Raw genomic sequence first — 15,521 nt, forward strand, 5'->3', positions numbered from 1 at the left:
TTTTATTAAATAAATTAAAATAATTACTCCTAATTGCTTCTCATCACCCATAATCAGATTTGCGATGTAACATGTTTCAGGGTAGTATTGTGTTGAGTCTCAATGAAACTTGTATTTTCGATACTACGAGCACCTTCCACCTTTTTGAAATTAATCTGGGATGTTAAAGGGAGATAGGGGAATTTAATATAATTTTTTCATGGAAAGGCCTTTCCTTGATAATGTAACAAAAATATTGGAGGTGAAAAGAGTATGAAAAAAGCGTTTGTTGTGTTTCTTTTATTGGCAAGTTTGGTTATGGGAAGCGCGTTATTCGCTCAAGTAACCCAAATCCCCAGAGAAGAAGCAGTGTATGTCGCAGGTTTTCAGTGGGGACCACCAACAACGGATAATCCGCTTGCAGGTGGGCCAATGACGTTCGTTTCTGATCCTAGACAACATATTTGGATATATGAAACATTATTCACATGGGATGCCCTCAATGGAAAGTATGTTCCTATTTTGGGAGAATCCTATAAGTGGGTTGATGAACTAAGATTAGAGGTAAAAGTAAATCCAAAAGCGTATTTCCACGATGGAGAACCCGTTACTGCAGATGATGTTGTATATTCCTACAAATTAGGGCAAAAATATCCACTAGGTCTTCAGATTTGGGAATGGTTGAAAGATGTTTACAAGGTAGATAACCACACTGTAATCTTCGAGATGAAACCAGATAATCCAAACAGATTGATGGTAGAAGACGCACTTGGAGCTACCTTCATTCTTCCAGAACATATTTGGTCTAAGGTTGAAGCAGAAAATAATTATGATTTGACCAAAATCAGACAGTTTAGAAATGAAAATCCTGTAGGCTCTGGTCCATACAAAGTTTTTTATGAAAGTCCAGAAACTATTATTTTAGTAAGAGTAGATAATTATTGGGGAAACGAAGCTTTACACGGTGGGAAAAAACCCGCAGCTAAATATATAGTGCATCCTATTTTCAAAAGTAATGACGAAGGTAGTTTGGCCTTTGAAAATGGTGAAGTAGACGTTTCTCAGCAGTTCACTCCAAGAATATGGGAAATGTGGGAAAAGAAAGGGCTTCCTGTTGGTACATGGTACGACGAGATCCCTTATCATATGCCTGCAACAATGCCTTCGTTGTGGTTTAACGTGAACAAATATCCTCTCAGTTTGCCTGAAGTTAGAAAAGCTATTGCATATTCGGTAAATTACGCAAGAATTTCCGAACTTGCCATGTCTAATTATTCTCCTAAGGTTCAAGCCAGTCTTATAATGCCATATGGTGGTGAAGCAAAGTATTTCGATGAAGAGTTGGTAGAACAATACGGTTGGGAATACAATCCACAAGAAGCTATTAGAATTTTAGAAGAAGATTTAGGAGCAACAAAAGGTAAAGATGGGATATACGTTCTTCCTGATGGAACAAGGTTAGGCCCATTTACGGTAGAATGCCCATATGGTTGGACAGACTGGAATGCTTCTTTACAAATCGTAGCACAAGGGGCAAGAGCAGTAGGTATAGACATCCAAACATCTTTCCCTGATGCACCTATAGCCTATGATAACAGACAAACAGGTAACTTTGATATGACGATGTGGGCACCTTCACAACCTGGACCTGCTCAACCCTGGTTGAGATTCCAAATAGCTCTTTATTCAAAAGGTGTTCCCGAAGTTGGACAGATTGCATACAGTAACTTTGGAAGATATAAAAATGAATGGGCTGATCAACTCATCGATATGATTCCAAAAGTTACGGATGAAAAAGAATTAAAGAACCTCTATACAGAGTTAGATCAACTATATAGAGAAGATATACCGATGTTCCCATTAATGTATAGGCCTCAGACATTTTACGAATACAATGAAACCTACTGGACAGGTTGGGCAAACGCAAAAAATCCATACGCACCACCGATGCCTTTGGTAGGTGCAGGGATGGAAATGTTGTGGCATTTAGAACCTGCCAAATAAAGTTTTTACTAACTATTGATTTAGCGAAGAGTTCGTGGGGGGGAAGTTTTAGCCCCCATGAACTCTTTTAAATATACCTTCGAGAGGTGAAGTATGTGAAAGGATTTACGAGGTATTTTTTTCAAAAGCTTTTTTGGTATCTACTAGCTTTTTTCTTGGCTTTATTTTTAAATTTTTTCTTACCAAGACTCATCCCAGGAGATCCTATTTCAGTTATAGTAAGTAAAATGATGTCTGGAACCGTAGCAAGTGAGACGCAAGAAAGAGTCTATCAATCTTTCATGGAAGAGTTTGGATTGGACAAACCTTTACCTATCCAATTTTTTAACTACATAGGAAATGTTTTTAGAGGTGATTTAGGAACGTCGTTCAGTTTGTACCCTCTTTCTGTTAATGAAGTTTTGGGAAATGCTATTGTATGGACTATTTTTTTACAATTTCCTGCAATAATTGTAGGTTGGATATTAGGGAACTTACTGGGAGCTGCTGCCGCTTACAGAAAAGGGGTTTTCGACAAAACTATTTTCCCAGTAGCGCTGTTCGTTAATTCTATCCCTTATTATGCTTTGGCAATCATATTACTATACGTTTTTGGAGTTTTCTTGGGATGGTTCCCAATTGGCGGGGGTTACAGCAGAACATTGATCCCATCTTGGAGTTGGACCTTTGCAATTGATGTTTTACACCATTACTTTTTACCCTTTATTTCCATCGTTTTAGTAACAATAGGGGGACAAGCCATAGGTATGAGAGAGATGTCAATATATGAATTAAATACAGATTACGTTACCTACAGTAAGATGTTAGGTATTAAAGATAAGAAGATTCAAAGCTATGTCTTCAAAAATGCAGTTCTTCCTCAAATAACAGGACTTGCAATAAGTTTAGGCACTATGGTAGGGGGAGCTTTGATCACAGAGATAGTCTTTGGATACCCCGGAGTGGGAACATGGCTATTCAATGGAATAAGACAACTAGATTATCCAATGATACAAGGCTCAACGCTTATAATAGCATTGATGGTTTTAGTTGCTAATTTTATTTTGGATATGGTCTACGGACTAATAGATCCTAGAATTAAAGCTGCGCAAACGGAGGAGGGTTAATATGAATACAATAAAATTACTTTTGAAATCTCCAAAATTTTTAATAGGATTTGGCCTATTTATGTTTTTATTCTTAACTGCCTTCATATACCCTGCTGTTTCACCAAAAGATCCATTGGAGATGGTTGGATTTATGTACGAGCCCCCTTCCTCAACTTACTTGTTGGGAACAGATAACTTTGGAAGAGATGTATTTGTAGAGCTTATTCACGGAATGAAATCCTCGTTGATTATAGGATTAATTTCAGGTGTTATTGCAACAACAATAGGTATAACTATAGGCCTTTTTGCTGGCTACAAAGGAGGAACCACTGATAACATATTAAATTCAATAACTAATATATTTTTAGTTATACCTCCATTCATAATACTGATATTGATTACGGTTAGTTTAAAAAGTAGGTCCTTGTTTGTTATGGGATTAGTATTAGGAGTAACCTCTTGGCCATGGACTGCTCGTGCGGTCAGGGCGCAATCACTCAGTTTAAGAAATAGGGAACATGTTGATATAGCCAGGTTAAACGGTGCCAGTACTGTAGAAATTATAATACGCGAAATAATGCCTTATATCTTATCTTATATATTCATGGCATTTATACTCCAAGTTGCCACTGGTATTTTAAACGAAGCAGGAATAAGTATGTTAGGACTGGGTCCAAGTAATATAGTTTCACTCGGTACAATGCTTTCATGGGCACTATTATTTGAGTCTGTTAGATCAGGTGCCTGGTGGGCTTTTATACCTCCAGCTATAACCATAGCTTTAATCACTTTTTCGCTATATTTTATGAATTCGGGGATGGATGAATTATTCAATCCCAAACTTAGGAGTTGATGAGATTGGAATCTAAAAAGGTTATTTTAGAAGTTAACAATCTTAAAACCTACTATCAAACAAGGTTAGGAGAAAAAATAAAGGCGGTTAACAGCGTTTCGTTTAACCTATATGAAGGAGAAATCTTGGGAATAGCAGGTGAATCAGGTTGTGGTAAATCTACTTTAGCAATGAGTTTGTCAGGCTTATTTTTATCCCCTTTGAAATACGAAAGTGGATCAGTGTTTTTAAACAACGAAAATATCATGCAAAAAAAAGAAAATGAGTTGAGAAGTAATATACTGGGGAAAAAATATTCGTATATCCCTCAAAGTGCTATGAACGCCTTGAATCCAACACTAAAAATCAAAAATTTTGTTATAGATCTACTGAAAGAACACAATCCTAATATGACAGAAAAAGAGATTTTAAATTTGGCAAAAGAACGTTTTGAATCTCTTTCTTTGCCCCCAAGAGTTTTAAACCTCTACCCTTTAGAACTTAGCGGTGGTATGAAACAAAGGGTAGTTGTCGCAATCTCCACAATAATGAACCCAGAAGTTGTAGTAGCAGATGAACCAACTTCTGCGTTGGACGTAACCTCACAAAAAATAGTAATAAAATTAATTAAAGATCTTTTTGACAAAAAAATAGTAAAAAGTATAATTTTTATAACTCACGAATTACCCATATTAAGACATATATGTGACCGTATCGCTGTAATGTACGCCGGAGAATTTGTAGAGATAGGAAACATGAAAGATGTAATCTTCGATCCTATTCATCCTTACTCACAAGCATTAATGCAGTCTATTTTAGTCCCTGAAAAAGGTATAAAAGGTAAAAAACTACCAAGTCTTCCTGGGTCACCACCTGATTTAAGGAAAATTCCAAAAGGATGTAGGTTCGCTGATAGATGCCCCTTGGCAATTGAAGATTGTAAAAAAGAAAATGTCACTTTAACTAAAGTAGGAGAAAGATCTGTTAGATGCATCAGAATAAACCATATCTTAACACAAGGGAAGAGGGTGACACCGTATGTCTAATCTCTCAAATGAAGATATAGTAAAAGTAGAAAATTTGACCAAAATATTTGGAAGTGGGAAAAAAGCTGTTAAAGCTGTAGATAACGTTACTTTTTCTATAAAAAAAGGGGAAATCGTCTCTCTTGTTGGACAAAGTGGAAGCGGAAAAACAACGGTAACTAGACTATTACTCAGGTTGTTAAAAGAAACAGAAGGCAAAATTATTTTTGAAGGTCAGGATATAACAGGTTTAACAGGGAAAGAAAAAAAGCTTTACTGGAAAAAAGTTCAAGCAATATTTCAAGATCCATACGCCTCGTTTAATATATTTGCCCCGGTAAAAAAAGTTTTAATTGATGCTTTCAAGTTATTTGACAACAGCTTTACCAAACAAGAAAAAATGGCAAAGGTTTACGAAGCTTTGGAATCAGTTAATCTAAGACCTGAAGAAGTAGCAGATAAATATCCTTTTGAATTAAGTGGTGGTCAAAGGCAAAGGATAATGATAGCAAGGGCTCATTTGATAAAACCAAAATTACTCTTAGCTGACGAACCAACTTCTATGATCGATGCAAACTTAAGATCGGGAATTTTGGAGTTATTGTTAGGTTTAAGGGATACGGAAGGTACAACTATCATGTTCGTAACTCACGACCTTGGTTTGGCTTACTACGTCAGTGATAGACTTTTCATCATGCATGAAGGGAAAATAGTAGAAAGCGGAGATGCTGATAAAGTAATAACACACCCTGAGCACCCATATACAAAACAATTAATGATGGATGTACCAAAACTATCTGAAGAATGGGTTTTAAAATAACTTAAAATGAAATATGGGTGGGCTGCGGTGCGAAGGGGAGCTAAAGTAAGTTTTTGAGTTTGTATAGACAATAAAAACAACAACATAGGAGGAATAAAAATATGTCTGAAAAAGTTTTTCCAAAGGATTTCATCTGGGGAGCAGCTACTGCATCTTACCAAATAGAAGGTTCTCCTTTAGCAGATGGAGCCGGTCCTTCAATTTGGCATAGGTTTTCTCATACATCTGGAAACACATATAATGGAGACACTGGAGATGTTGCAGACGATCATTATAACCGGTACAAAGAAGATATTGCTTTGATGAAAGAGTTAGGATTAAAAGCGTACAGGTTTTCTATATCTTGGTCAAGAATTTTTCCAAACGGTAAAGGTAAAATCAACGAAAAAGGTATTGATTTTTACAATAGATTGGTTGATGAATTACTAAAGGCTAATATAACCCCTTTTGTTACGTTGTATCATTGGGATTTACCTGCAGCTTTACAAGATCTGGGTGGTTGGACAAACAGAGACATCGCCTATTGGTACACCGATTACACAGATTACATGTTTCAAAGATTTGGTGACAGAGTAAAAAATTGGATTACTTTAAACGAACCCTGGGTAATGGCATTTGTTGGCCATTTTATGGGTGAACATGCACCTGGAATGAAAGACCTTTACGCCTCTTTCTCAGCTGTTCACAACCAGTTGCGAGCTCATTCAAAAACGGTTAAAGCGTTCAGAGAAGAAAATATAAAAGAAGGGAAAATCGGAATCACTTTATCAAATACTTCCCACGATCCTGCTACGGATTCACAAGAAGATATAGATGCCGCACGGTTGGCACACGAATGGACAAATTATCCATTGTTTTTGAATCCAATATACAAGGGTGACTATCCAAAGGGGATAAAAGAACATGCCTCTGAGTTTTTACCTCATAATTACGAAAATGATTTGGAAGAAATAAAAGAAAAAATCGATTTTGTAGGCATCAATTATTACTCTGGAGATCTTGTCAAGACCGATACAAAATCATTTCTAGGTGGAAAAACCGTTGAAAGAGGTCTTTCAAAAACTGAAATGGGATGGGAGATTTACCCTGAAGGTTTCTACAAAATACTAAAAGGGGTTCAAGACGAGTACAATCCAAAAGAAGTGTATGTAACTGAAAACGGTGCTGCTTTTGACGACAACGTAGTAAACCAAGAAGTACACGATGAAAAAAGAATAGAATATTTAAAGTATCATCTTGAACAAGCTTTAAGAGCGATTCAAAGTGGAGTTACGCTCAAGGGATACTTCGTCTGGTCCTTATTAGACAATTTTGAATGGGCATGGGGCTATTCAAAGAGGTTTGGAATAGTATACGTTGATTACAAGACTCAAAAGAGGATCATAAAAGATAGCGGTAAATGGTATTCACAGGTTGTTAAAAATAATTCTTTTGAATTCTAATCTTGTTTTTAAAAGAATAGGCTTTTTAATAGTAAACCAAAGGATGTGAAAAAATATGGAGAGGGATATAAAAAAGTTGATTTCTCAGATGACACTTGAAGAAAAGGCAAGTTTGTGTTCAGGCTTAGATAATTGGCACACCAAACCTATTGAAAGGTTAGGGATACCTTCAATTACGATGAGTGATGGGCCTCACGGCTTGAGAAAAGAAATCACAAATCCTGAAGAAAGCTTGTTGGCAAACAGCGCCCCCGCTACGTGTTTCCCAACAGCTGCTACAACAGCTTGTTCATGGGATAGAAAATTAATTGAAGAAGAGGGAAAAGCCTTAGCTGAAGAATGTCAAGCTGAAGAAGTTGATATTATACTAGGCCCTGCTATTAACATTAAAAGGTCCCCATTGTGTGGAAGAAATTTCGAATACTTCTCTGAAGATCCATTCTTATCAACAGAGCTGGCTACAGCATATATAAACGCTCTACAAAGTTATGGAGTAGGAACCTCTTTGAAACATTACGCTGCAAACAATCAAGAGCACAGAAGGATGAGTGTAAACGAAGTAATAGATGAAAGAACCCTAAGAGAGATTTACTTAGCAAATTTCGAAGGGGCGGTGAAAAACGGTAAACCCTGGACAGTAATGTGTTCTTACAACAAAGTGAACGGTACGCATGCTTCTGAAAACAAATACTTATTGACAGATATACTGAAAAAAGAATGGAACTTTGAAGGATTCGTTGTATCCGATTGGGGTGCAGTAAACGAAAGGGTAGACGGGTTAAAAGCAGGATTAGACTTAGAAATGCCTTCAAGTTTTGGAATAGGAGACAACAAAATCATACAAGCCGTAAAAAACAGTCAATTAGAAGAGAAGGTATTGGATGAAACTGTAGAAAGACTTTTAAAAATTATTTTCAAAGCGATAGATAACAGGAAACAAAACGCAACATACGACAAAGAAGCTCACCATCAATTAGCGAGGAAGATTGCAAGAGAAAGTATGGTACTTTTGAAAAATGAAGACGATATACTCCCAATTAAAAAAGAAGGAACTATAGCCATAATTGGAGAATTCGCCACATCACCCAGGTATCAAGGTGGTGGAAGTTCCCATGTAAACCCTATAAAAATAGATAATCTGTTAGAAGAGATAGAAAAAATAACTCAAGGAAAATCTAAAATTCTTTACGAAAAAGGATACCATCTTGACTCAGATGAAATCGATGAGGAACTTATAGAAAAGGCTAAAAGATCTGCAAAAGAATCTGACGTCGCTGTAATCATCGCAGGACTACCTGAAAGATACGAATCAGAAGGGTACGATAGAGAACATATGCAGATGCCCCAAAGCCATAACAAGTTGATAGAGGAAATCACTAAGGTTCAACCAAATACGGTGGTGGTATTAAGTAATGGTGCCCCAGTTGAAATGCCTTGGGTTGATAAAGTCAAAGGGCTGTTGGAAAGTTACTTAGGAGGTCAAGCATGGGGAGGAGCTGTTGCAGATATCCTCTTTGGTGAAGTTAATCCTTGTGGAAAATTGGCAGAAACATTTCCAAAGAAACTGGGTCACAATCCTTCTTATCTAAACTTCCCCGGGGAAGACGATAGGGTAGAATACCGAGAAGGTGTATTTGTAGGGTACAGATATTATGACAAAAAACAAATAGATCCGTTATTCCCATTCGGATACGGTTTAAGTTACACCAATTTTGAATATACCAACCTAACAATAGACAAAAGGGAAATAAACGATAACGAAACGTTGAATGTTAAAGTGAAAGTTAAAAATACAGGAAATATGAGAGGCAAAGAAATAATTCAATTGTATGTAAAAGATATAGAAAGCCGAGTAAATAGGCCAGAAAAAGAACTAAAGGGGTTCGAAAAAATACAACTTGAACCTGGCGAAGAAAAAACTGTAAATTTTAAGTTGGATAAAAGGGCTTTTGCTTATTACAACACAGAGATAAACGATTGGCACGTGGAAAGTGGAGAGTTTGAAATATTGGTGGGAAAATCTTCGAAAGACATTATATTAAAAGAAACAGTGAAAGTTAACTCCACAAAAATAATAAGAAAGAAGTTTCATAGAAATTCAACGATTGGCGACTTACTGGAAGACCCTGTTGGCTCACGGATCTTAAAAGAACTTATGAAAGATCAGCTTTCACAAATTTTCCCCGTTGATGAACACAGAAACGAAGAGTTGGTTTTATCGATGATGAAGTATCTGCCTCTGAGAGGACTAATAAACTTTGGAAGAGGAAAATTTACTGAAGAAATGCTGGAAGATCTTCTTAAGAAATTGAACGAACAAAGATAGAAATCTTTGGAGACGATCTCTTAGATCGTCTCTTTGCTTTGATCACTTATTTAAATAAAAAAGGGGAAGGTGATCACTTATGAAATCAAGATCCATTGGTAAACGAATAATAAGTATAGTAATAATCATATTCATATTGTTCGGTCTTTCTATAATTTTCAATACTACTTCTCTTACCAAATCAAATGCTGGTTTGGAATCTTATAAAAATTTGTCAGACCAAGTTAATAATATAACAGAAGTAGAAACAGCGTTTTTTGAAGCTTCTTTGAATTTTAAAGATTATATAGATAATTACGAAAAGAATTTTGAAAACGCCTTTAGAGGAAATTTATCTAAAATAGAATCATATATGAATAATTTGCTTGATACCACCGAAGAATCTACCTCTTTAGTTTATATTAATGAATCTTTAAATACGTATGGATTTAATTTCGATCAAATTGTACAATTAAATTTTCAGGCTAATACTTTTCTTTCGGAATACAATAAGCTAAGCGAATTACTTATTCAACAACTAAATGATTTTAATACTTTAACTAAACAATATAGTGTTTTGGCTTTTTCACTATTATCAGAAGATCCTGTTTTAACAGTGCAAAATATCAATGAAGAGGTTAAAAAATATTTCTCTTCTAAATCTTCAAGCGATAAAAACAATGTATTAAATATATTCTCAACCTTTAAAGACAATTTAGCCTTTGTAGAATTTGGATTAACCAACGACGAACTTAAAAATGCTTTTTCTGCGCTAATGGAAAGCCTCAACAATTTAGAAAACACCTTTGATCAAATAGTCACAGCGGTAGAATCCCAACAGCCTATAATCGGGCAGATGGAACAAGCAAGGGTAGAGATAATAAACCTGTTAGAAGAGCAAAGAAATGAATTAAAGGTCCAGCAAGACACCCTAGGCCCATCACTCATAGAAGAAAACAACAGGGCTATAACCTTGACAGCCATCCTAACCGTAGTAGCCTTCATAGTATCGATAATCATGGTCATCTATCTAATAAGGAGTATAACGAAACCACTGTTAGACTTCAAAAACAAGATAAACCAATTCAAAGAAGGAGACCTAACGGTAAACTTTGAAAGTAAAAGCAAAGACGAGATAGGTCAGATGGCAAACGCCCTATCAGAAATGAGTAAAGAATTAAGAAGATCCATGGGGTCAATAAGGCAGGCATCGGACAAAGTAGAAAACGCATCAGAAAGTCTAACACGATCATCACAAGAAAGCAGGAAGAACTCAGAAGAACTCAAAAACCAGATGGACAAGATACAAACAAGTACGGAAGAAACGGCAGGAAACGTAGAAGAAGTGACCTCAGGTGTAGACGAAGTAGCAAGGGCAGCACAAGGTGTATCCCAAGACGCACAAAGACTAAGTGAAGAAGCAGATGAAACAAGTAAAGCTGCAGAAGAAGGAAGCAAAACGATAGAAAGTATAAGTCAAGCTGTGAAAGAAGCGGTAGAAAGGACGAAAGAAAGTCAAAAAGAAGTAGAAACACTCGCAAGCAACGCCAAGAACGTACAAAGTATAGTAGAAACGATAAACTCGATAACGGAACAAACGAACCTGTTGGCACTAAACGCAGCGATAGAAGCGGCAAGGGCAGGGGAAGCAGGAAGAGGATTTGCGGTTGTAGCGGATGAGATAAGGAAGTTAGCGGAAGAATCAAGGAATGCAACGGATGAAATATCAGAAATACTAACCAACATAACGCAAGGAACGAACAAAGTAAACGAATCGACGAACAAGGTAGTAGGAACGATAGGAGAAATAAACGAAAAGATGGAGAATGTACAGAAAAGTTTCAATCGTATAAAAGAAAGGATAGAAAGGATGGACCAAGGGATAGAAAACATGACGGCAAGTGCAGAGGAACAAAGTGCAAGTGCGCAAGAGATGAGCACAGCGATGGACAGGGTAGCGAAAGCTGTGACAGAAATAAGTGAACAACTAGAAAGGTCAAGAAGTGTAATAGACGAACAAGTAAAACAAGGGATAGGGATAAACGAAGAAGCGAAAGAGTTGAGTGAATTAGCCACAGAGTTAAAAGGATTTGTTGGAAGTTTTAAGATATAAAATCATCAAAGAGACGCTATATATAAGGTTTTAGAGTTTTTAAGGTTTTAAAGACAGTACCAAAAAATATTAATAGGAGGAGAAATTTCAATTGAAAATATCTTTAAATGGAAAATGGAAGGTTTACGATAACGAAAAAGAGTTTGAGTTTGATGGAAACGTCCCTGGAACCGTACAAGGAGACCTTGTGGATTTGAATCTCATGCCTCACCCTTATGTAGGAGAAAATGAAAAACTTTTCAAAAGGTTAGAATGGAAAAATTGGATATACGAGAAGAAATTTCACATAGAAGAGATAAACGATGAGCTACGTTACGATCTTGTATTAGAGGGTGTGGATACCCTTTCAAATATTTACCTTAACGATAATTTCGTTGGAGAAACCGAGGATATGTTCATAGAATACCGGTTTGATATCAAAAAGTATTTGAAAATTGGAGAAAATTCTTTAAGAGTAGAGATTAAATCTCCCATAGATCTCCCTAAAAGATTTGAAAAAAATTATGGGAAATTACACGCTGGCGAAGAAACCGCTAGAGTTTACATAAGAAAAGCTCAGTATTCCTATGGCTGGGACTGGGGAGCAAGAATAGCTACAAGCGGGATATACAGAGATATATACATAGAAAGTTACAAAGATGCTAGACTTTTTGGTTCCACCGCTTTTTTGGAGACTTTAGATGGAAAAGTTAACTTTTCCGGTTACATTGATTCGTGTATCAACTATACTAAAAACTACGAGGTAGAAATCCTTTTCAATGGAAATCCAGTAATTACATTACCAGTAACCACTAGTGTTGAAAATTACAAGTTTGAAGGTTCTAAAAGAATAGAGAATTTAAAGCTTTGGTATCCACACGATTTGGGTGAAAGTTATTTATACGAAGTTGAGTTCAGACTTAAGGAAAATAAAGAAGTAATCTATGGTGAAAAAAAGAAAATAGGTTTTAGAATCGTCAAAGTAGTGAGAGAAAATGATTCAGAAGGAGAAAGCTTTATCTTCGAGATAAACGGCAGAAAAATCTTCGCCAAAGGCGCAAATTGGATACCTGCTGAAAATATCTTAAGTTGGTTAAAAGGGAGTGATTACGATAAACTTCTCAAAATGGCGAAGGAATCCAATATGAACATGTTGAGAGTATGGGGAGGTGGCCTTTACGAAGATCCTGCATTTTACAACAGATGTGATGAGTTAGGAATATTAGTTTGGCAAGACTTCATGTTTGCATGTGCGGAATATCCTGACCATATAGATTGGTTTAGAAAGCTTGCAAATGAAGAAGTAAAACATCAAGTATTGAAACTAAGACACCATCCAAGTATAGTCCTTTGGTGCGGAAATAATGAGAATAATTGGGGCTTTGAAGAATGGGACTACAAATTGAAAGTGGATGGGAAAAATCTTGGAAATAGACTTTATTTGGAAGATTTTCCTAAAATATGTGCTCAAGAAGATCCATCGAGACTGTACTGGCCATCAAGCCCATACGGTGGCAGTAGAGCTAACTCTTCTGAAGCAGGAGACAGACATGTTTGGGAAATCTGGTCCGGATGGCAAGATTATAAATACTATACATGGGACACTTCAAAGTTCGTAAGTGAATTTGGATTTCAAGCGGCCCCAGATCCAAAAACTATTGATTTCTTTGCAGAAGACAAAGAAAAAGATATATTTTCACCAACGATGTTAAATCATAATAAACAAGTTGAAGGTCCCGAAAGGCTCTTAAGGTTCATCAATGGACATTACGGATTGATTGGTAATTTTGATTCAATCGTTTATTTAACTCAACTCAACCAAGCAGAAGCTATTAAAACAGGAGTAGAACACTGGAGAAACAGAAAATACAAAACGGCTGGAGTTCTTTATTGGCAAATAAATGACTCATGGCCTGTTTTCAGTTGGGCTTCAATAGATTATTTTAAAAGGCCCAAAGCTTTATACTTTTACACTAAAAGATTTTATAATCAATTGTTAGCGATTGCCAAAAATAAAGATGAAAAGATTATAATATCTCTGATAAACGATGGAATCAAAATCGAACTTGATCTAGAATTTCAACTTTGGTCTCTAGATGGGAAAAAGCTTATGCAAAAAGAATATTCAAACATAAAAACGCCCGAAGATTCTGTAACTATTATCGATCAACTCAATATTTCCAACGTTGACATAGATAACTCCATAGCTTACCTCATTCTAAAACAAAATGGGAAAACCATAATAGAAAACCACGAATTGTTTGCAGATTTAAGAAAAAATAAATTAAACGATCCAAAGATCACATACAAAAAAGACGGAAACAACCTGATATTGAGTTGTGAAAAACCAGCGTTGGGAGTAAACGTTAAGGTAAATGGGGAAAATTATTCTCAAGAGAACTTTTTTGCCCTTTTCCCCTCCTATCCAAAAGTTCTAAATAATATCGAAGGGGAAATTAGCATAAAAAGCGCCTTTGATTATTTAAGGAGATGAGTATTATGGATTTTAATTTCGATCATTTAGCAATCACAGTTTCCGATTTGGAAAAATCTGTTGGATTTTATAGAGATATTCTTGGCTTTAGAGTTTTAGGAAAGCTTATTCAAGACAATGGGAATTTCGTAATTGTTTATCTTGATATGGGGGATAAAGTACTCGAATTATTCAATTTTACAGAAAAAGGAAAATATCTAACAACTCAAAACGATAAAGACATGGGCATAAAACACTTTGCTTTTAAAGTGAAAAGTGTCGATCAAACCTTTAAATATCTAAGAGAAAAAGGTGTAGAATTCACAATGGAACCTACCAATGCCGAGGGTGGTGTAAGAATTGCTTTTTTCAAAGACCCTGATAACATTCTAATAGAGATAATTGAGGGAGAACTTAATTTAGAAAAGTATTAAGTGTAACCTTTGAGGTGAGAAAAAATGGCAACGATAAGAGAAATCGCTAAAGCTTCCGGCTTTTCTATTGCTACAGTGTCTCGAGTTCTCAGTGGAAGTGAGAACGTTACTGAAGAAACAAGAAAAAAGATCTTGAAGGTTATAAAAGAATTAGATTATACCAGAAGCCAGAGTCTAAAAGGGAGTTCCTTCAGAGGGATTGGCGTTTTGGTTCCTGACTTAAAAGCATATTATTATGGACTGGTGGCTGAAGGAATAGAAGAAGTCCTTCTACGAAATCACTTAGAAATGTTCCTTTCAACATATAGGCATTCTTTGGAAAAAGAGAAAGAGGCCTTAGAAGAGTTCTTCGCAAGAAAAGTTGATGGTGTCATTGTTTGCACAACTTATCAAGATGAAGAGTGTTTAGAAAAATTCATTGAAGCAGGTATACCGGTTGTTGCTGTTGATAGAGAAAATTCAGAACTGAAGATGGATATTGTAACTATAGATAATTATGAGTCTTCATTGAAAATTGCAAAATATTTATACGATATGGGCCATAGAAAAGTTTTACATGTCGAAGGTCCACTGGAAATATACTCTGCAAGGGAAAGAAAAAAAGCTTTTATGAATTTTGCCCAAAAGAAAGAAGATTTTGAAGTCACCTTTATTCCTGCAGGTTTTGATGTGAAAGATGGATATATTGGTATTAAAAAATACCTCGAAAAACATGGCAGAAACTTTACAGCAATTTTTTTTGTAAATGATTGGGTAGCTTTTGGGGGGATAAAAGCGCTAAGAGAAGCTGGACTAAATTATCCTAAAGATGTTTCAATTGTTGGCTTTGATGATTCTCCCTTGGCTAAATATTTATACCCTTCTTTAACAACCATTAGACAACCTGTATATGAAATGGGATTGAACGCAGCAAAACTTTTGATAGAAAAATTAGAAGGTAAAAATGAAAGTAAGGTGAAAAGAAGGGTTATTTTACCAACTAACTTAATAATTAGAGATTCAGTCAGACGTGTTAGATCATAATTAA

General features: G+C 35.9%; 11 protein-coding genes. All 11 read left to right on the plus strand.

Annotation, left to right across the window (positions count from 1 at the left end; translation table 11 throughout):
* Positions 1-252 precede the first annotated feature (252 nt).
* The 11 genes from X926_RS00940 (at position 253) to X926_RS00990 (ending at position 15,517) form a co-directional block, all read left to right on the plus strand.
* Positions 253-1,983: an ABC transporter substrate-binding protein gene (locus tag X926_RS00940; RefSeq protein ID WP_103064628.1), complete on the plus strand. Its 1,731-nt coding sequence runs from the start codon at positions 253-255 to the stop codon at positions 1,981-1,983.
* Between the two features lie 95 nt (positions 1,984-2,078).
* Positions 2,079-3,089 (plus strand): ABC transporter permease, encoded by a 1,011-nt coding sequence (locus X926_RS00945; RefSeq protein ID WP_103064629.1) that lies wholly within the window; start codon positions 2,079-2,081, stop codon positions 3,087-3,089.
* 1 nt (position 3,090) lies between these two features.
* Complete coding sequence (locus X926_RS00950) at positions 3,091-3,924, plus strand: ABC transporter permease (protein ID WP_012208330.1); 834 nt, start codon at positions 3,091-3,093, stop codon at positions 3,922-3,924.
* Positions 3,924-4,949 (plus strand): ABC transporter ATP-binding protein, encoded by a 1,026-nt coding sequence (locus X926_RS00955; RefSeq protein WP_103064630.1) that lies wholly within the window; start codon positions 3,924-3,926, stop codon positions 4,947-4,949. Before X926_RS00950 ends, X926_RS00955 begins: the two co-directional genes overlap by 1 nt.
* On the plus strand, positions 4,942-5,748 hold the full coding sequence (locus X926_RS00960; RefSeq protein WP_012208332.1) for an ABC transporter ATP-binding protein: 807 nt from the start codon (positions 4,942-4,944) through the stop codon (positions 5,746-5,748). The genes X926_RS00955 and X926_RS00960 overlap by 8 nt, the downstream gene beginning before the upstream one ends.
* A gap of 101 nt (positions 5,749-5,849) precedes the next feature.
* The gene (locus X926_RS00965; RefSeq protein ID WP_103064631.1) at positions 5,850-7,190 is read left to right on the plus strand and encodes a GH1 family beta-glucosidase; all 1,341 of its coding nucleotides are present in this window, start codon (positions 5,850-5,852) and stop codon (positions 7,188-7,190) included.
* A 55-nt stretch (positions 7,191-7,245) separates the two neighbouring features.
* Complete coding sequence (locus X926_RS00970) at positions 7,246-9,516, plus strand: glycoside hydrolase family 3 C-terminal domain-containing protein (RefSeq protein WP_103064632.1); 2,271 nt, start codon at positions 7,246-7,248, stop codon at positions 9,514-9,516.
* 79 nt (positions 9,517-9,595) lie between these two features.
* Complete coding sequence (locus tag X926_RS00975; protein WP_103064633.1) at positions 9,596-11,608, plus strand: methyl-accepting chemotaxis protein; 2,013 nt, start codon at positions 9,596-9,598, stop codon at positions 11,606-11,608.
* Between the two features lie 91 nt (positions 11,609-11,699).
* The gene (locus X926_RS00980) at positions 11,700-14,081 is read left to right on the plus strand and encodes a sugar-binding domain-containing protein (RefSeq protein WP_103064634.1); all 2,382 of its coding nucleotides are present in this window, start codon (positions 11,700-11,702) and stop codon (positions 14,079-14,081) included.
* Positions 14,082-14,086: 5 nt separating this feature from the next.
* Positions 14,087-14,494 (plus strand): VOC family protein, encoded by a 408-nt coding sequence (locus X926_RS00985; protein WP_158245164.1) that lies wholly within the window; start codon positions 14,087-14,089, stop codon positions 14,492-14,494.
* Positions 14,495-14,518: 24 nt separating this feature from the next.
* Entirely contained in the window at positions 14,519-15,517 is a 999-nt protein-coding gene (locus X926_RS00990; protein ID WP_103064636.1) for a LacI family DNA-binding transcriptional regulator, read from the plus strand.
* Positions 15,518-15,521: the final 4 nt, after the last annotated feature.

The organism is Petrotoga sp. HWHPT.55.6.3 (assembly GCF_002895495.1).
GTDB classification, from domain to species: Bacteria; Thermotogota; Thermotogae; order Petrotogales; family Petrotogaceae; genus Petrotoga; species Petrotoga mobilis.